The organism is Mesorhizobium japonicum MAFF 303099 (assembly GCF_000009625.1).
In the GTDB taxonomy this organism is placed as follows: domain Bacteria; phylum Pseudomonadota; class Alphaproteobacteria; order Rhizobiales; family Rhizobiaceae; genus Mesorhizobium; species Mesorhizobium japonicum.
The window spans coordinates 1,816,867-1,833,803 of sequence record NC_002678.2 but is presented as its reverse complement, the minus strand read 5'-3'; the positions used below and the strand labels follow the sequence as shown (position 1 = coordinate 1,833,803).

14 protein-coding genes are annotated in these 16,937 nt (G+C 64.7%); 9 read left to right on the top strand and 5 right to left on the bottom strand.

Annotated elements, in window-relative coordinates:
- Window positions 1–9: 9 nt before the first annotated feature.
- The 5 genes from MAFF_RS10075 to MAFF_RS39980 all read left to right on the top strand — a co-directional run bounded on the left by MAFF_RS10075 (window position 10) and on the right by MAFF_RS39980 (window position 4,060).
- A complete protein-coding gene (locus tag MAFF_RS10075) occupies window positions 10–963 on the top strand; it encodes an ABC transporter permease (protein ID WP_010910796.1) in 954 nt (317 codons plus the stop codon).
- Window positions 960–1,841: an ABC transporter permease gene (locus tag MAFF_RS10070; protein WP_010910795.1), complete on the top strand. Its 882-nt coding sequence runs from the start codon at window positions 960–962 to the stop codon at window positions 1,839–1,841. Before MAFF_RS10075 ends, MAFF_RS10070 begins: the two co-directional genes overlap by 4 nt.
- Before the next feature lie 90 nt (window positions 1,842–1,931).
- Complete coding sequence (locus MAFF_RS10065; RefSeq protein WP_010910794.1) at window positions 1,932–2,690, top strand: SDR family NAD(P)-dependent oxidoreductase; 759 nt, start codon at window positions 1,932–1,934, stop codon at window positions 2,688–2,690.
- A complete protein-coding gene (locus MAFF_RS10060) occupies window positions 2,687–3,622 on the top strand; it encodes a sigma-70 family RNA polymerase sigma factor (RefSeq protein WP_010910793.1) in 936 nt (311 codons plus the stop codon). Before MAFF_RS10065 ends, MAFF_RS10060 begins: the two co-directional genes overlap by 4 nt.
- A gap of 294 nt (window positions 3,623–3,916) precedes the next feature.
- Complete coding sequence (locus MAFF_RS39980; protein ID WP_080511828.1) at window positions 3,917–4,060, top strand: hypothetical protein; 144 nt, start codon at window positions 3,917–3,919, stop codon at window positions 4,058–4,060.
- Window positions 4,061–4,084: 24 nt separating this feature from the next.
- Here the strand turns inward: MAFF_RS39980 and MAFF_RS10055 are convergent, their stop codons facing one another.
- Complete coding sequence (locus tag MAFF_RS10055; protein ID WP_010910791.1) at window positions 4,085–6,298, bottom strand: cation:proton antiporter; 2,214 nt, start codon at window positions 6,296–6,298, stop codon at window positions 4,085–4,087.
- Between the two features lie 215 nt (window positions 6,299–6,513).
- On the bottom strand, window positions 6,514–7,206 hold the full coding sequence (locus MAFF_RS10050) for a DUF2270 domain-containing protein (protein WP_044548213.1): 693 nt from the start codon (window positions 7,204–7,206) through the stop codon (window positions 6,514–6,516).
- A 303-nt stretch (window positions 7,207–7,509) separates the two neighbouring features.
- On the opposite strand from MAFF_RS10050, the gene MAFF_RS36625 reads away from it, so the two are divergent.
- The gene (locus MAFF_RS36625; protein WP_080511827.1) at window positions 7,510–9,777 is read left to right on the top strand and encodes a glycosyl hydrolase 108 family protein; all 2,268 of its coding nucleotides are present in this window, start codon (window positions 7,510–7,512) and stop codon (window positions 9,775–9,777) included.
- Window positions 9,778–9,794: 17 nt separating this feature from the next.
- Window positions 9,795–12,488 carry a phospholipase effector Tle1 domain-containing protein gene (locus tag MAFF_RS10040; RefSeq protein WP_044548212.1) on the top strand — a complete coding sequence of 898 codons (2,694 nt, stop codon included), beginning with the start codon at window positions 9,795–9,797 and terminating at the stop codon, window positions 12,486–12,488.
- A gap of 11 nt (window positions 12,489–12,499) precedes the next feature.
- Here the strand turns inward: MAFF_RS10040 and MAFF_RS10035 are convergent, their stop codons facing one another.
- Entirely contained in the window at window positions 12,500–13,723 is a 1,224-nt protein-coding gene (locus MAFF_RS10035; protein WP_010910787.1) for an MFS transporter, read from the bottom strand.
- A 97-nt stretch (window positions 13,724–13,820) separates the two neighbouring features.
- Here MAFF_RS10035 and MAFF_RS10030 point away from each other — a divergent pair, with 97 nt between their 5' ends.
- Window positions 13,821–14,729, top strand: a complete 909-nt coding sequence (locus MAFF_RS10030) for a LysR family transcriptional regulator (protein ID WP_044550764.1) — start codon at window positions 13,821–13,823, stop codon at window positions 14,727–14,729.
- A 147-nt stretch (window positions 14,730–14,876) separates the two neighbouring features.
- On the opposite strand, the gene MAFF_RS36620 is transcribed toward MAFF_RS10030, so the two are convergent.
- The gene (locus MAFF_RS36620; RefSeq protein ID WP_010910785.1) at window positions 14,877–15,746 is read right to left on the bottom strand and encodes an alpha/beta fold hydrolase; all 870 of its coding nucleotides are present in this window, start codon (window positions 15,744–15,746) and stop codon (window positions 14,877–14,879) included.
- Window positions 15,747–15,875: 129 nt separating this feature from the next.
- Between MAFF_RS36620 and MAFF_RS36860 the strand changes: the two genes are divergently transcribed.
- Window positions 15,876–16,571 (top strand): TetR/AcrR family transcriptional regulator C-terminal domain-containing protein, encoded by a 696-nt coding sequence (locus MAFF_RS36860; protein ID WP_010910784.1) that lies wholly within the window; start codon window positions 15,876–15,878, stop codon window positions 16,569–16,571.
- Here the strand turns inward: MAFF_RS36860 and MAFF_RS37595 are convergent.
- Window positions 16,546–16,686, bottom strand: a complete 141-nt coding sequence (locus tag MAFF_RS37595; protein ID WP_244420760.1) for a hypothetical protein — start codon at window positions 16,684–16,686, stop codon at window positions 16,546–16,548. The two genes, MAFF_RS36860 and MAFF_RS37595, sit on opposite strands and share 26 nt — an antisense overlap.
- Window positions 16,687–16,937 lie beyond the last annotated feature (251 nt).

Here is a 16,937-nt window from a genome sequence, read left to right as displayed (position 1 = left end):
ATCGCCTCGATGGCGCGGCCGCTGGCGGCACGCGCGGGCTCGCTGCTGTTGACGCTGTGGCTGGTCAGCGCGCTGGTCTTCCTCGCCGGGCAGGTGCTGCCCGGCGATGTCGGCCGCGTCATGCTCGGCCCGTTCGCCGACGCGCAGGCGGTCGCTGAGTTGAACCGCAAGCTCGGCACCGACCAGCCGATCCCTCAGCAGTACTGGCACTGGTTCAGCCGGGCGATCACGGGCGATTTCGGCGACTCGCTGTCGATGCGCGCGCCGGTGGCGCCGTTCGTCCTGTCGAGCATCAAGAATTCCTCGGCACTTGCCGGCGTCGTGCTGCTGTTCCTGGTGCCGATCGGCATCGGCGCCGGCGTCGTCGCAGGCCTGCGCTCGGGGAGCCTTGCCGACAGGCTGATCGTGCTGACCGGGGTCTCGCTCTCGATCGTGCCCGATTTCGTCTCCGGCCTGCTGTTGCTGATGGTCTTCGGCCTGTGGCTGGCCTGGTTTCCGATCACCGGTGCTGCGCCCAACGGGGCCGGCTTCTGGACGGCCAGCCACTATCTCATTCTGCCGGCGCTGCCGCTGGTGCTGAACCTGATCGGCTACGTCGCGCGCATGACCAGGGCCGGGGTGATCGAGGCGCGCGCGGCGGACTATACGCGCACCGCGATCCTGAAGGGGCTCAGCCCCGCGCAGGTGCTGTTCAAGCACGTGCTGCGCAACGCGCTGGTGCCGACGGTGGCGGTCATCGCCACGCAGAGCGGCTTCCTGCTCGGCGGGCTGGTGGTGATCGAGGCGTTGTTCGGCATACAGGGTCTCGGCAATCTGGTGCTGAGCGCGGCCAAGGCGCGCGACTTCCCGATGCTCGAGGCCGGCGTGCTGGTGATGGCTGCGATTTTCGTGTCGACGGCCGCGATCGGCGATCTCCTGCAGGCGCTGCTCGACCCGCGCCAGCGCCGGAGCAACGCCCCATGACCGAACTCGCCCAGTCCCCCATGCGCAGTGAAATCCGGCTCTCCTGGATCGGCCGGCTGCGCGGTCTTTTGCCCGATGTGGCGCCGTCGACCGTAGTCGGTTCGGCGGTGCTTCTGTTCTGGGTTGCCTGCGCGGTGTTCGGTGCGCAATTCGTGCCGTTCGATCCGTATGCCGAGGATTTCCTGTCGATGATGACGCCGCCCGACGCGGTACACTGGTTCGGCACCGACCAGCTCGGCCGCGACGTGCTTTCGCGCATCGTCGTCGGCTCGCGCGATATCCTCCTGGTGGCGCCGCTGGCGACGCTGGCGGGTGTCACCGCCGGCAGCGTCATCGGCCTGGTGCTCGGCACCTTCGGCGGCCTGGTCGATGCGGTCGGCGCGCGGCTGCTCGATGCCGTCATGTCGCTGCCCTTCATCGTGCTGGTGACCATGGCGCTGGTGGCGATCGGTCCGTCTAACCTCACCGTCATCGCGGTCATCGGCCTTGCCTATGCGCCGCTGGTGGCGCGCACGGTGCGCACCGCCGCGCGCGAACAGCGCGAGCGCGACTATGTCAGCGCCGCCCGTCTCGCCGGCGAGGGACGGCTGGCGATCATGTTTCTCGAAATCCTGCCCAATGTCCGGGAAACCATCCTGATCGAATTGATCACCCGGCTCGGCTACGCCTTCTTCTCGATCGCGACGCTGAGCTTCCTCGGCCTCGGCATCCAGCCGCCATCGGCCGACTGGGGGCTGGCGATCGCCGACGGCTACGGCTTCCTCACCGGCGGCAAATGGTGGGTGGTGGTGTTCAATTCGGCCGCGATCATCTCGCTGGTCATGGCCACCAACCTCATCGCGCAAGGCATCGGTGCCTTCGAGAACGGCGACAAGTAGGCGGTCGTCGAACAGGCTGATCGGCGCGGGGCTGACTCTTTTCCCGATGCTCAAACGTCTTTGCTACAGTGAAGCAATGGAGCAGGGTCGATGAGCCTCAAGGACAAGAAAATCGTGGTCACCGGTGGCAGCCGTGGGCTTGGCCTGGGATTGGTCGAAGCGCTGGTCGAGCATGATGCTCGAGTGACGGTTGTCGCGCGTGGCGCCGAAGCGCTGGAGGCGGTCGGTGCGCGACTCGGGGTCGCCACGATTGCCGCCGACGTCACGGACGAGGACGCGGCCTATCGTATCCTTGGCGAGATCAGCCCTGACATACTGGTGCTGAATGCCGGCGCGACACCCCGGATGGGGCGGTTGGATCAGTTGAGATGGGAGGATTTCTCCATCGCCTGGGAGACCGACGTCAAGGCCGGGCTCTACTGGCTGCAGGCGGCGCTGAACCTGCCGCTCAAGCCGGGCAGCCGGGTGCTGGTGGGGTCGAGTGGTGCTGCCGTTACCGGATCGCAGATGTCCGGCGGCTATGGCGGCTCCAAGCGCATGCTCTGGTTCATGGCCAAATATGCCAATGGCGTCTCGCAGGAGAAGGAGCTCGGCATCCGCTTCCAGGCGATCCTGCCGCGGCAGATGATCCTCGGTACCGGAACCGGCGACGCCGCGGCCGGCGCCTACGCAGGCTCCATGGGCATCACGCCGGAACAATTCGTCACCCGCTTCGGGGCGCCGATGCCGCCCCGCGCGTTCGGCGACAGGGTGGTTTCGGTGCTGGAGGACCCGCAATATGCCGAGGGTGTCGTCTTCGGCCTCAGCGGCGACGCCGGCGTTACGATCATGGAGGGTGCGGCGGCTTGAACGGCGGGAAGCCTGGCGTGGAACGCGACCGACGCGAAGCGCTGCTTGCCCTTGCCGCCGCGCTGCGGCCGGAGCTGCACCGCTATTGCGCGCGCCTGATGGGCTCGGTCATCGATGGCGAGGATGTGGTGCAGGACACCTTTGCCCGGGCCTTCGTTGCGCTGGACGAACTGTGCGCGGTGCCGCAGCTCAGGCCCTGGCTGTTTCGCATTGCCCACAACAGGGCGCTGGACCTGCTGCGCAGTCGCGCAACCCGCGTTGCGGAGCCCATCGAAGCGGCGCTTGAAATCGTCGATGACAGCAAAGCCGATGCGGTGGAGACGCTGATGCGCAAGGAGGCAATCGAAACGGCCGTGTCGCGCTTTGCTGAGCTCCCGGTCGTCCAGCGCAGCGTCATCATCTTGAAAGATGTGCTCGATGAACCGCTGGCCGAGATCGCGGCCCTGCTTGGCATTTCGGTCGATGCCGTGAAAGCGCACCTGTCTCGCGGCCGTGCCCGGCTTCGGGAGATCAACGCCAGGACCGACCCGTTTCCCGACGCGCGCATCGCTTCAGCCAACGTGGTCCGTTACATCAATCTGTTCAACCAGCGCGACTGGGATGGCTTGCGCGCGTTGCTTGCCGAGGATGTGAGACTTCAGCAGTCCATGCACCCGCCACGCTCCGGTGCGGCCGATGTTGGGATGTTCTTCACGATCTATGCCAAGAGCGAGGGCCTGTGGCTCAAGCCGGCATGGGTCGAAGGCCGCGAGGTGATCGCCGTGTTCGAACATCGGGCGGCCCCGAAGCCAACCCATTTCATGTGGCTGGAGTGGCGGGAAGGGCGGATCAGCTTCATCCGTGACTATCGCTATGTCGGCTATGTCGCGGACGATGCCAGGCTGGTTCTGGCGAGCGACGTCAGGTCTTCCGGTCACGGAACCAAGCTCTGATGTCTTGGCGCTGATGTCTTGGGGCCTGCGACAACAATAAGGTTCCTGGTCGAGCAGGCCCTGGATGCCGGCTGTAGCGACCGCAGGGGGCCGATCGGTTCTCGACGCGTGGAATTTTCCTTTGGATACAGGGCCACGCCACGCAATGGTCGGCGATTCTATCGAATTTCTTTGCAAGCCGTTAATTCGGCCATGTTGTCAATAAGCGTCTGCTAATGCATTTCGGCCGGAACCGCGCAGCGGTTTTGGATAATGGCATGCGCGAAACTGATTGGTTTGGCGCGGGGGTACGCAATGACCAAGAATCTCGGCAACGCACGCTATGTGCCGCCCAAGGACACGAAAGTTTCCTTCTTCAGCAAGGCCGCGCCGGCGCTGTTTCCGCTCGTCGCGGCGGCGCTGGGGTACATGATCGGACGACAGTTCTTCGGCCTGTAGGTTCCGATAGCCGAGCCGGAAGGATCAGGCACTGATTTCGGCCGCCGCCTCCTCGGCATTGGCATCGGCCCGCTTGACGCGTTCGCTGGCCAGAAGCACGACCGGGCAGGCGACCGCAGCGAGCACGGCTGTCGCGGTGTCGCCGAAGAACAGCTCTTCGCCCGGCCGTTGGGTGACACCCATGACCACCATGGCGGCCCCTTTGGCCACCTCCCTGGCGATCGCCCTGTCCGCCGTGGCTCGCGTGCGGATCGCGGTGTCGACGGCGACGCCGTAGCGGTCGGCGAGATCGGCGACATCCTTGAGCACGGCTTCCTCCCGGCGGTGCGACACCGAGCCCGGCCGGCTTCCTTGCCTGGCTTGCGAGACATAGAGTACCTTGACGCGGGTCCGGTGCGGCCGCGCCAGCGCCAGCGCGAAATCGGCGGCGCGGCGGGCGACTTCGGTGCCGTTGACGGGGACCAGTATCGTCGTTCCGGCGCTTAGCACCGGCATCTTTCCATTGGCCCTGGCGCCGTTCAGCACGAGGCAGAGCGGGCCGTCGAAACCGCTGCTGATGTCCTTCAGCGCGCCGCTGAAGGTGCCTTTGTCGGTCAGGGTGTTCTCCAGCCCGGCCAGCAGAAGTCCATAGCCCTTGCGGGCTTCCGCGGCGATTGTCTCGGCGCTGGCCTCAAGCTCGGTGCGGGCTGTGAGGTGGACCTTGTCGACAAGCGTGTCCTCGGCCTTGCTGACGGCCCTTGCACTCCTGGCGGCACCTTTCTTGACCTCCCTGGATGCCCGTTCCGGACCTTTGTCGCCGGCCTGCCCGGCGAGCTCGCCGTCCTGGAGATGAAGCAGTGTGGTCGGCATGCCGCTGCCGCCGCTGATCAAGCCCGCAAGGTAGGCGGTGAATTTGCCGACCGGGCTGTCGTCGACCAGCAGCAGCAGGCGCTCCAGCCCGGAGACGAAGCCGCGCTCGTCGAGCAGTTCGCGGTCGACGCGCTGCTTCTCGGCATGCCCGACCGGCAGATGGCCGAGCGCCCAGCGCAGCATGGGCGGCATGGCCAGCGTGGTGATGACGGCCATGGTGACGATCATCGTGAACAGATTGTGGGACAGGATGTTCATCGACAGGCCGATGCTGGCGACGATGACTTCGGTCGAGCCGCGGGCGTTCATGGCGCTGCCGACGGCGGTGGCTTCCTTCAGCGACATGCCGGCCAGCCGGCCGCCGATGAAAGCGCCGCCGAACTTGCCGATGCTGGCGATGGCGACCAATGCCAGCGTCAGCAATGCCAGCGTCGGGTCGGTGAGCACGGTGAGGTCGGCGGACAGGCCGGCCATGCCGAAGAACACCGGCATGAACAGCGCGGTGATGAGGCCGCGCAACTGGCTCTCGATGTGGTCGGACAGGATCGGCGATTCCCCGACCAGTATGCCGGCGACGAAGGCGCCGAGCACCGTGTGGACGCCGATCAGGTTGGTGATCAGCGCCATCACGCCCATGATGATGAGGATGACGGTGATGACGGCATATTCGCTGCGGAAAGAGTCGTTGCTCCAGCGGATCAGCGTGAAGACAAGCCGGCGGCCGATGGTGAAGGAAAACGCCATGAACAGCGCCACCTCGGCCACGGTGGTGATGAGCGGCAGGACCTGCAGGCTGCCATTGGTGGCGATGCCGAAGGTGACGGCGATGATCAGCCAGCCGATCGTGTCCTCGATGATGGCCGAGGAGATGATGACCTGGCCGAGATTGCGGCGCATGAAGTTCATCTCGCGCACCACCATGGCGACGATCTTGACGGAGGAGATCGACAGCGCCGTGCCGAGGAACAGCCCGGCAACGACGCGCTGTCTCGGGTCGGGCAGCAGCGCGTCCGGCAGGAACTGCGCCAGCGCGAAGCCGCAGACGAAAGGCACGACGACGCCGGTGATCGAGATCGAAAAACAGGCCGCCCCGACGCGGCGCACCAGGCGCAGGTCCGTCTCCATGCCGGTCAGGAGCAGGAGCAGCAGGATGCCGAGCTGGGAGACGGCATCGATCATGCCCTTCTGCGCCGGATCGCTGGAGAAGATCAGGTGCTGGCCGTCGGGCCAAATCCAGCCGAACAGCGATGGCCCGAGCAGGATGCCGCCGATCAGCTGGCCCATGATCGCCGGCTGGCCGTCGCGCTGGAAGATTTCGCCGAGGCCGCGGCCGACCAGTAGGAGAAGCACGATCTCCGCGACGAACAGGCCCTCGGCCGAGCCGCCCATGCCCGAGGCATGTCCGGGCGCCTGGGCGGCGAAGGCGTTACTTGCCGGTGCCAGCAAGGACGCGGTTAGCAGAAGCAAGGCCGCAACTCCGTGTGACCTTATGGCCGTTTGCCGGTTCATGGGGTCCTTCAAAAGGTCGCGGCGGACTGATCATCACAACGCATGGCCGGCCTTTGCGTTGCAGCCGCCGGTTGCCGGACTGGAAGTCATCGAGGTCAGACGTGGACGTCGCCGAAGGTGAGTTCGCCGTCGCCACCGGACGCGAAAAGGACGATGGCGAACAGCCAGGCGTAGAATGCAGCCACGCCGACCACGATCGCCACGCCAGGAATGGGACCGAGCGCGGCGCTGTCGACGGCATAGCGGATCGAGCCGACGAAGCCGGTCGCGACGCCCCCGACCTGCAGGCTGGGCGTCGATATTTTCAGCACCCATGCCAAGAGCAGGATCAGGAAGAGGTAGATGTAATTGCGGCGCAGGCGGCGCGCCAAGGCGGCGCGCTGCGACAGCAGAAATTTCGGCGCGCGCAGGCCTTCGCCGACGATGAGCAGCCAATCCGAGGCGAAGTCGGGCTGCGGCGAGAAGATCTGCGCGAAATAGTGGCGCTCGAACTGGCGCACGCGGGCCCGGTAGAAGTCGAAGAAGCGGTAGCGGCGCGCCTCGATCCACAAAAGCAGCAGGATCAGCAGCATGGCGAACAACAGCACGCCATGATGGGCGCTGGCCGTCGACAGCGAGACCGAGAGCATCGCTGCCACCACGGTGATCGCCCAGTTCGTGGTCCTGTCAAGCCGATCACGCCAGCCCGCCATGCGCGCGATCTCGGCGCGATGGAAATGCGACAGCGTATTCACGCGCTCCGCCGACGAAAGGACGGGACCCGCGGGCGTCGCCGACGCGTCGTTCATGGTATCCTCCGCAGGACTAAAACAGTTTGCCGGCAACATTGTTCCCCCCGGGGGTCGCTGTATGCGCGGCGGTTCTGAACGGCGTCGGCGCCGCCCCCGGGGAGACCTCACGAGGCCAGGTTGCACCTCGTATTGTCAATCCATCGGCCGTTGCTACCCAGGAGTTGACCGAGTTCGCAATAGTTTAAGAGAGCAGACTTTTAGAACAAGTTGAATTATCTTCTATTACCCCCGAATCAGCGTCACTTGACATATTAGGTAATATAAGAATACGATTTGTGGTTGCCGAATTGGGGGGCTCCAATGACGGACATTTCTGTAAGCGCGAGCTTGCTCTCTCGTGCTGCGAAGAGGAATGGCTATGCCGTTCCCGCCAAAGGCCTGGTGTTCTTTGGCATTCGCGGCCTGTCTCCAGATCATCCTTTCGAGAATACTTTCGCGCAGAGTCAGCCGGCGCATTTCAGCGCCTATGATTTCCGCCGCATGCGCTGCACTCTTGGGCAGTGGAAGATGGAGACAGGCGAAGTGGCGCTGTTTCCGGGCTCGACCGTGCCATCGCTGCTCAACATCAAGAGTGCCCAGGCCAGAGGCGGCATCGGCACCAATCTTTTGATGCCTGGCCGCTTCGAACATGAGCGCGGCACGCACAAGGCAGGCAAGTCAGGTGCCCACCGGGCCTTTCGTCAGGCGTCTTTCCAACCGGTTTGGCGCACCGCCGACAATCTGGACTACGACCTTCAGGACAGGCTGGATTTCGGCTCGAGTTCGGGAGATTTCGTCTGGGACAATATCCACAGCGCCTATTACGACAATCCGGAGGTGGGCTATTCCAGCGCCGGCTGCCAGGTGGTCTGCGGTCTGCCGCAATCGCCGAAACGCAACATGGCGCCGGAGACAGGCCCCTGGCGCGCCTTCATCGACAGTGCCTACGGCACCAGTCAGACCCGTTTCGTCTATCTGCTGTTCACCGCCGAGGAATTGTCGTCCGTCGACAAGGTCGACGACACGGTGCTGAAGCAGGTTGTCCGCTTCGGCTCGTCGGGCGCACTCGCCAAGAAAGTGCAGCAGTCGCTGGTCAAGCAAGGCGATTTGCAGGGCACGCCCGACGGTGCCTTCGGGCGGCTGTCGCTGATGGCGCTGGTGAATTTCCAGAAGCGCCAGTTTGGCGCGGGCGCCGCGGATGGCGTGTGCGGAGAGATAACGGCGGCGGCACTCGGCGTCGATCTTCCCACCATCGCCAACGCCGGTACGCCGCCGATGCCGACGGGCCCTGCCGACCAGGCGACATCGGGCAATCCGGATATTCCCGACGAAACCGATCTGGCGCCCGATGTGCTGACGATGCTGCTTGCGGCGCTGGGCTTGCAGCCGCCGCCCGACGCGCCGGTGGCCCCCTCGACGTCAGCAGGCTCGACCCATGGAAGCGGCGCCTCGACAGCCGGCCAGGCGGCGGTATCGCCACCGGCCGATGGCGGCAGGACCAATTTCGAACGCGCCCAAGGAATCGTTCGCGAGTTCGAAGGCGGCTATTCCGACGATCCGAAGGATCCTGGCGGGGCCACCAATTTCGGCATCGCCCGCAAGACGCTTGCGGCGTGGCGCGGCAAGCCGGTCTCCAAGGCCGACGTCGCCAATATGAGCTATCAGGAAGCCAAGGAGATTTTTTTCTCCGAATACTGGTCGAAATCGTCCTGCGGCGCGATGCCTGGTCCGCTGGCGCTCGCCGTCTACAATGTCGCCGTCCACGCCGGGGTTCGCGACGCGGCAACCTTTCTGCAAAAGGCGCTCAACCAGAATGGAGCGGCGGTGGCCGTCGACGGCGGCATCGGCGGCGAGACCCTGGGCGCGATCCCGAAGGCGCCGCTGCCGGATGTGATCGGCGACATCATAGATCTCTACGACGCGAAGCTGCGCGCGCACCGCGATTACGAGCACTACAAGAACGGCTTCAATCGGCGCGTCAACAAGCTGCGGCTCGAAACCGAGCGCTGGCTTGAGGAAGACGGCGAACAGACGCTTCCGATACCCACGCCGAACCTAGAAGAAGGGGATCCTGTCGTGACGGACAAAGTGAGCGAATTCATTCAGGCGCTGCTGGTTGCACTGCAGCCTGGCGCAACCACAACAACTGGACCCACGACGACCACGCCGGCAACCACCACGCCGGCAACGGGAACGGGGACCACCGTGGCGGCGGCCGCCAGCCTGGCCTTGCTCCTGCGTCAGCTGGCGCAGGGTCTGGATGGCAACCCTGTCATCCTGCCGCCGAATTCGGCGGCCACCAATGTGCTGACGCCGGTCAATGGCGCGCTCGGCCAATGGCTGGGAAAGTTGCTCGACGGGCGCAAGAGCGCGCTCGGCATCATTGGAGTGCTGGCAAGCGCCTTGCTCACGCCGGCCGCGGCCGGAGGGGCGGCGGGGACGGCGGCGACTTCGCCCTTGGGCGAACTCATCCCGCTTCTCGGCGCGATACCGGGACTGGCGCCGATCATGATGCCGATTTCGCTGGCGCTGACCGCGTGGGGTCTGCTCGGCAAGATCGACAAATACGTGCGCGCGGCAAAGCAATAGGGCGCAGGGGGGAACCGATGGCAGATGTTCCAGGCAAGGATCCGCGCAGGAACATCGTCGTCTTTGCCGACGGCACCGGCAACAGCGCCGCCAAGGCGTTCAAGACCAATGTGTGGCGCCTTTACCAGGCGCTCGACCTGACCGGCGCTGACCAGATCGCCGTCTTCAGCGACGGTGTCGGCACCTCGCAATTCAAGCCGTTCGAGATCATCGGCCTGGCCCTGGGCTTCGGCGTCAAGCGGCGCGTGCTGGCGCTCTACAAGTTCCTGTGCCTCAACTATGAGCCGGGCGACAGGATCTTCGCCTTCGGCTTCAGCCGCGGCGCCTTCACCATCCGCGTGCTGGTCGGCATGATCGCGCGCGAAGGGCTGGTAAAAGCAGAATCCGAAGAGGAGCTCGACCGCAACGCCCATGCCGCATATCGCGCCTACCGGCCGAAGGCCTTTGGGTCCAAGCTACCTTGGGTTGTGTTCGCCCGCTACATAGCCCAGCAGTGGTTTGCCTTTTGGAACCAGATCACGGGAAGCCGTCCCTACGATCAAGTCAAACCAAATGGCGTCGACCCGCGGGCAGCCAAAAACATCCGGATCGCCTTCGTCGGCGTCTGGGATACCGTCGCCGCCTACGGCCTGCCGGTCGATGAGTTGACGAAGGCGGTGCATAAATGGGTCTGGCCGATCACGTTCGAGAAAAGGAACCTTCTGCGTGCCGTGCAATGCGCAAGGCAGGCATTCAGCATCGATGATGAGCGGCGCACTTTTTTTCCAATCCCGTGGGATGAAAGTGGCTCTGCCAAGCAAGACGACGCACAGGCCGAGCCGGCAACCAACCATGAAGTATCCGAGAGCGAAAAGGACGCCGATCCCCGCCTCAAACAGGTTTGGTTCGCCGGGTGCCATGCCAATGTCGGCGGCGGCTATGCCGATGACAGGCTCGCCCACATACCTTTGTGCTGGATGATCGGGGAGGCTGCCGAGCAGAAGTTGCGCTTCAAGTCGGAAGTTGTCGCTGACTATTGGGACTATGCGTCCGAAGCCGGACGCATCTACGATTCCCGGTCCGGCTTTGGCGTCTTCTACCGCTACCATCCACGCAATGTGAAGGATCTGATGGGGAGAGGCGTGACGCCGCTCGTCGACGCCAGCGTCATCACCCGGATCGCGAAAGGCAGCGACGACTATGCGCCGATCTCGTTGCCTGAAGAGTTCGATGTCCTGACGCCGCTTGGCTTCAAGGTTCCCTTCACGGATTTGATAGGCGGCCGACCAGTGCCGACAGCCGCGGGCGTCGTCGACAAATTAGAGCTTCCAGAGGATCGCAAGCGCGACCTGGCCACCATGAACACGAAATTCGGCCAGGCATTGGGTGCGTTCAAGCCGCAAAGCGCCGAGGGCCGCACGGAACGCTTCCAACTGACGAAGGACACGGTCTGGTGGCGGCGCGGGCTTTACTACGTGATGTTGTCGATTGCCGTTCTCTTCGCGGCGTTTCCGCTGCTTGCCGGATATGTCACGCTCGGTGCAACCGGGCAGCTGGAACAGGCCGCGAACGGTCTTGCAGGGCCGGTCATCGGGCTGATCAGCGGCTTCCTCCCCGGCCTCGCCGCGCCCTGGGTGGATGCGGTGACGACGCATTCCGGGCTGGCCGCGATCCTCGTCGTGGCGCTTGGCTTTTTCCTGTGGATCAACGGCGTCCTGCGCACACGCATAGACGACCGGGCACGGTTGGCCTGGAATGTTGACAGGGGGCAGGGTGTAAGGGTGCCCCCATCGGACAGAAACGATGCGCACCGGCGCAGTGCATTGATCGGGGCGGTCGTCCTGGGCTTCTGTGCGCTGGCAGCAGGACGACCTTGGGAGCACAGCTTCATACTCGAATGGAAAAGCATTGCGGAGACAGCCTGGATAGCCTGGGCAGGCCTGTTTCTCGCCGTTGCGTCGCTCGGCTGTCTGGCCACCTACCTCTTCCTGAGCGCGCGCGGGCCTCGTGCTGCGTCGACGCCTGTTTCCCTGGTGATCGCCCGCGCCATCCGCAACAATCACGGCGCCCAGCGGCTCTACAAGCTGCTCAGGGAGTATTTGCTGCCGGCGGCCTTTCTGGCTCTGTCGGCCTATCTTGTCGTGTGCGCGGTCAACAAGACGATATTCGAAGTCGCCGATTCCATGGGAACCTACTGCGCGGAGCCGGTGCTTGCAAATTCAACGGGGGTTGAAAGGCTGAGTGCGACCTCCGCTGGTTTCAAGACGAATGCGATGTGCAGTGACACCGGCAATTGGCTGCAGGAAGGGGTTCGCTACGAGGTCATTGTTACCATTGATCCCAAGGACCCCTGGATCGACGGGGAGAAAGACCCAGACCCAATCCGGGACAGAGGCTGTGCCGACACGATGGGCGTCGCGGAAGGCAGCCTCGTCCACTATTTGGCCTCGCTGCTCAAGCGCTGGTGGGCTGAGCCTTATTTCAAGCCAATCGCGCGCATCGGCCGGTTCGGCAATGACGAATACGCGCTCGATCCCGTCGGACCCACGACACTCGGAAAATGTCTCAACATGCGGCTCACCGCCGAGATCAAGCCCAAAAACTCGGGCGAGCTCTATTTCTACGTCAACGATGCGGTGATCGCCCTGCCTGGCGTCTCCAACTTTTTCTATAGGCACAACAACCTCGGATCGGCGGAGGTGAGCGTCAAGAGGGTGAACGTCTTCCCCTGAGCCGGCTGGCGTCATTCCGGCCCGCCGATCCAGTCGACCAGAAGTGCGACGAGCCCAAAGGCTGCGCCGATGGCGCACACGCAAGTCCATCCGCCCCAGCTCCAGGCGACACCGGCCAGCAAGGAGCCGATGGCGCCGCCGATGAAGAAGATGCCGACGAACAGGCCGTTGAGCCGGCCGCGCGCCATGGGCTGAAGCAGATTGACGGCACGGCGGCCAAGCGTCTGGTCGCCGGTGACGCCGATGTCGAGCAGCACGGCGCTAATGCCCATCAGCACCAGCGGCAGCCATGACGCTTCGGACTGAGAGGCGCCGACCCAGGCGGCGAGCGCCATCGCGCCGATCAGCACGAGGTGACAGACGATAGTGGCGGATCGCGTCCAGCCATGGTCGCCGGCCCGGCCGAACAGCGGCGTGACCACGGCGCCGCCGGCGCCGACGAGCGCGAAGAGCGCAATGCCGCGCTGGCCAAGGCCGAAGGGCGGCTCAGCGAGGCGCAAAGCGACCGCCGTCCAGAACAGGCTGAAGGCCGCCATCACCAGCGCTGCCGTCAGCGCACGGCGCCGTAGCACCGGTTCGTCGCGCAGCAGCCCGAACAGCGACGCGATCAGCGCGCCATAAGTCGATTTCGCCTCTGGGCGGCGCTGCGGCAAGGTGAAGGCAAGCACGCCGGCGAGCAGGACGAGCGCGGCGGCGCTGAGGCCGTAGAAGGCGCGCCAGCCCCAGGCGTCGGCGATCAGGCTGGCCAGCGGCCGCGCCAGCAGGATGCCGATCATCACCCCGCTCATCACATCGCCGATGACGCGGCCGGCTTCGCCGGGCGGCGCCATCGAGGCGGCGATCGGCACCAGGATCTGAATCGCCGAGCAGGCAGCGCCGAGGACGAACAGGACGACCAGCAGCGAGGCGATGGTGGGCGCGAAGGCGGCGACGCCGGCCGCAAGGGCGGCCGCGGCCAGCATGCGCAGGATCAGGGCGCGGTTTTCGGCAAGGTCTGCCATCGGCACCAGGAAGAACAGGCCGGCGGCATAGCCGAGCAGCGTGGCCATGGCGACGAGGCCGACGCTGGCGGCGCTGGCGCCGAGCGACGGGCCGATCAGCCCGACCAGCGTCTGCGGCGCGAACAGATTGGTGACGATGATGCCGGTGGAGGCGGCGAAGAGCAGCGTCTGCGGGCCGGTGATGGTCGCAGCCGGCAGCCGCTCGCACAGCTGGCCGTCATTGGTATCAGTCATGGAGTCCTCAGGAAGTTGCATATTGCTTGAGGACTTTATGCCGAAGCATTATCATGCTACAATTCAATCAATTCGATAATCACTATGCGAGATGCGCATGAACATCCATGATCTCGAAGCCTTCATCGCTGTGGTGGAAACCGGCTCGATCGTCGGCGCCTCGGCCAGGCTCAACCTCACCCAGCCGGGCGTCACGCGCCGCATCCAGAATCTCGAGGATGGGCTGGCGACAGCGCTGCTCGACCGCCAGTCGAAGCCGCTGAAGCCGACGGCGTCCGGGCGCGAAGCCTATGAGCATGGAAGGCGGGTGCTGCGCTCGCTGGAGGATCTCAGGGCGGGCGTGTCGCCGCAAGGCGAGGTCAAGGGCGAGTTCCGCCTGGGCGTCATGCCCTATCTCTCCGACGCGGCACTTGCGCTGCCGCTCGACACTCTGCGCGCCGCCTTTCCGCAACTGACGCTGCGCATCACCTCAGGCTGGTCGCCAAGGCTGGTTGAGCAGGTGGCGCGCAGCGAGCTCGACGCCGTGGCGGTGTGCCTCGCCGAAGGCCTGGCGCCGCCGGACGAGCTGGTCTGCGACGATCTCGGCGCGCAATCGGTGCTGCTGGTCGCATCCCCCAGCCTCGGCGTGCCGAACCCGGCGAAGCTCGCCGACCTGTCGCGCTTTGCCTGGGTGATGAACGAAAACGGCTGCGGGTTTCGCGCCTTCATCCGCCAGAGTTTCGAGGCGGCAAGGCTGCCATTCCAGGTCGGGGTGGAGGCGCTCAGCGTCGACCTCAGAATGTCGCTGGTGGCGCGCGGCCATGGCATCGGCATCGTCACGCCCGGCGCCTTCGCCGACAGCCGCTGGCGCGACAAGGTGGAGGTCATCGACTGTCCCGACTTCAAACCGCAAGTGCGCGCCTGGCTGCTGCACCGCCCGCCCGCCGGACGGCTCGCCGGGCCGATCGCGCTGTTCCGCGACGCGCTGATCGACGGGCTGAAAGTGCCGATGCCTCTGGTGTCATAGCTGGCTGACGACCAGCTGCCTGTACGCCTTCTACCACTCGCAATGGCGGTCGGCACCGCCATAGTGCGAAGGCAATGGAACAGGGAGACAGCACCCGATGCCGTGGTGCCGAGGCTCATCCAGTTCATGGACCAGCTTGGATGGATTTCAGTTCGCTGAGAGCGAGCAAGTCGTTGGCGGCGCAGGCGCTGTCGGCGGCATGAAAACCTGTTCCAGCAGCCGGGCGACAGCTGCCGTGCCGGTCAGGTCGGGTGCATTGTGTCCCTGGCCGGCAAGGGCGAGGGATTGAGCCTGGGGCAGCGCGGCGGCCAGTTGCTTGCAAGCCTGGACAAGGAAAGCCGGGCTTTTCGACCCCCAGATGACGAGAGTTGGCATTCGAATATCGTCGAAACGGGTTGCCGGGCCGGCCAGCGCCTCGATGAGACCCAGATCGTCTCGGAGCGTCGGCAGCAACTGTCTGAGTTCAGCGCCACCATCCCCGCTCAGGATCTTTCCAAACAGCCAGCGAAGCGCGAAATCCGGCAGCCAGGCGGGCAACACACCAACCGCCTTCGCCAGATGGGTCTGAGCCGCTGCGAGGTCATCCAGCTCGAGATCGCGTGTGAGCTGATTAAGAAGGCTGCTCGGGAATGAGCCGTCGATCGATATTCCGGGGTCATAGACAGCCATCCGCTCAGCCTTGACGACGCGTGCCGCTTCCAGGGCGACCATGCCGCCGGCGCTGTGCCCGAACAAATAGGCTGCGCGGGTTGCCTCAAAGACCGCAGCGACGTCGTCGACCTGTCCTGCGATGCCTTTCTCGGGTGTCGCGGGGGCGCTCAGGCCTCTGCCATTTCGATTGACCAGATGTACGGTGAAGCGATGAGACAGTGCCTTGGCAAGCGGGCGATAGTGGTGCGCTGCCCTCGCGGCTCCATGCAACACGACCAGGCCCGGCCCGGTCCCATGGCTTTCCCAGCTGACCACGCGGTTGGCGCGAGACACTGCCGTGTGGGTCATTGCAGCTTGCTCATCCATGAATGACAGATCCAGCCCGATGTATTGGTCGTCTGCCGCTCGATGGCGGCGGTTTTTTCCTTGCCGTGCGTAGCATCGTTCTCTAGCGTTGCTAGAGTCAAGCAGTCAGTCGCCTGGAAGGAGGGATGGATGGGCAAAAAGGCTAGGCCTCCACTCGATCGCGCCAAGGTGGTGGCGACAGCATTGGGATTGCTTGGCGAAGTGGGGCTCGAAGGGCTTACCGTTCGCCGCCTCGCGAAGGAACTGGACGTTCAGAATCCCACCCTTTACTGGCATATCAAGGACAAGCAGGCGCTTGTCGACGAAATGGCGGATGCGCTGCTGGCCGCCTGGTACCGGCCTCCGCGCAGAGAGGTTTCTTGGCAGGTGTGGCTTCGCTCTTCGTGCCGGCGGTTTCGCGAGGCGATGCTTTCCTGTCGGGACGGAGCGCGTCTTGTCGCGGCAGCCGACATCTCCAGGACCGCACTCATGCGGATGGTCGAGGATTCCCTGAAGATTCTCTTGCGCGCGGGCTTTCCCGCTGGCGATGCGCTGTCCAGCGTCTTGGTCGCGCTTCATTTCACGCTTGGGACGACGTTCGAGGAACAGGCCGACCCGGCGGTGTCAGTCCCTCCCGAGACGCGACTTGACGCAGCACGCTTCCCGACCATCTCGATGGTGCTCGAGGAGGTGCGAAAGGCAAAGAAGGCATCGAGGATGAAGACCCCGTTTGAGGAAGGTCTATCCATTCTCATCGCCGGTATGGGGACGCGCCTTGACGTGAACAATCATGGCTCGAAGACCGCCGGAAGACGTAAGCCTACAGCTGCTCGCGAAACGCCTTGAGCTCAACGTCGGTAATGCCGGCGATCTCGGCCTTGCCCGGGTAGCTGCCGCCGGCGACCTCCCTGCGGAAGCCCGACAGTGCTTCGACGCGGGCGTCGCGAACGGCCTTGTGCAAGGCGGCCAGATTGCCCCAGGCGGGCGTATGTGCATCCGACGATCACTTTGCATTACCAGCTCTTGACCCCTCCGCAACGAACCCCAGATCGACCATGCCGTCGCCAGATGGGCCGGTGTAGACGTGGGCGTCAGCTTCATGGGCGGCGGTCTTGCGACCGTCGAACTCGGGCCTCATGTGCCGGAGGCGATGATGTCGCGAGAGGCCGCGACCGGGCGAGGGCGTTCCCAAAGGTTGAGCGGATCGGACCA

Bases quoted from the DNA above. Each gene is read 5' to 3' on its own strand.
- MAFF_RS10075 (WP_010910796.1), top strand. From the start codon at position 10: ATGGCGCGGCCGCTGGCGGCACGCGCGGGCTCGCTGCTGTTGACGCTG.
- MAFF_RS10070 (WP_010910795.1), top strand. From the start codon at position 960: ATGACCGAACTCGCCCAGTCCCCCATGCGCAGTGAAATCCGGCTCTCC.
- MAFF_RS10065 (WP_010910794.1), top strand. From the start codon at position 1,932: ATGAGCCTCAAGGACAAGAAAATCGTGGTCACCGGTGGCAGCCGTGGG.
- MAFF_RS39980 (WP_080511828.1), top strand. From the start codon at position 3,917: ATGACCAAGAATCTCGGCAACGCACGCTATGTGCCGCCCAAGGACACG.
- MAFF_RS10055 (WP_010910791.1), bottom strand. From the start codon at position 6,298: ATGGGCGGCTCGGCCGAGGGCCTGTTCGTCGCGGAGATCGTGCTTCTC.
- MAFF_RS10050 (WP_044548213.1), bottom strand. From the start codon at position 7,206: ATGAACGACGCGTCGGCGACGCCCGCGGGTCCCGTCCTTTCGTCGGCG.
- MAFF_RS36625 (WP_080511827.1), top strand. From the start codon at position 7,510: ATGACGGACATTTCTGTAAGCGCGAGCTTGCTCTCTCGTGCTGCGAAG.
- MAFF_RS10040 (WP_044548212.1), top strand. From the start codon at position 9,795: ATGGCAGATGTTCCAGGCAAGGATCCGCGCAGGAACATCGTCGTCTTT.
- MAFF_RS10035 (WP_010910787.1), bottom strand. From the start codon at position 13,723: ATGACTGATACCAATGACGGCCAGCTGTGCGAGCGGCTGCCGGCTGCG.
- MAFF_RS10030 (WP_044550764.1), top strand. From the start codon at position 13,821: ATGAACATCCATGATCTCGAAGCCTTCATCGCTGTGGTGGAAACCGGC.
- MAFF_RS36620 (WP_010910785.1), bottom strand. From the start codon at position 15,746: ATGGATGAGCAAGCTGCAATGACCCACACGGCAGTGTCTCGCGCCAAC.
- MAFF_RS36860 (WP_010910784.1), top strand. From the start codon at position 15,876: ATGGGCAAAAAGGCTAGGCCTCCACTCGATCGCGCCAAGGTGGTGGCG.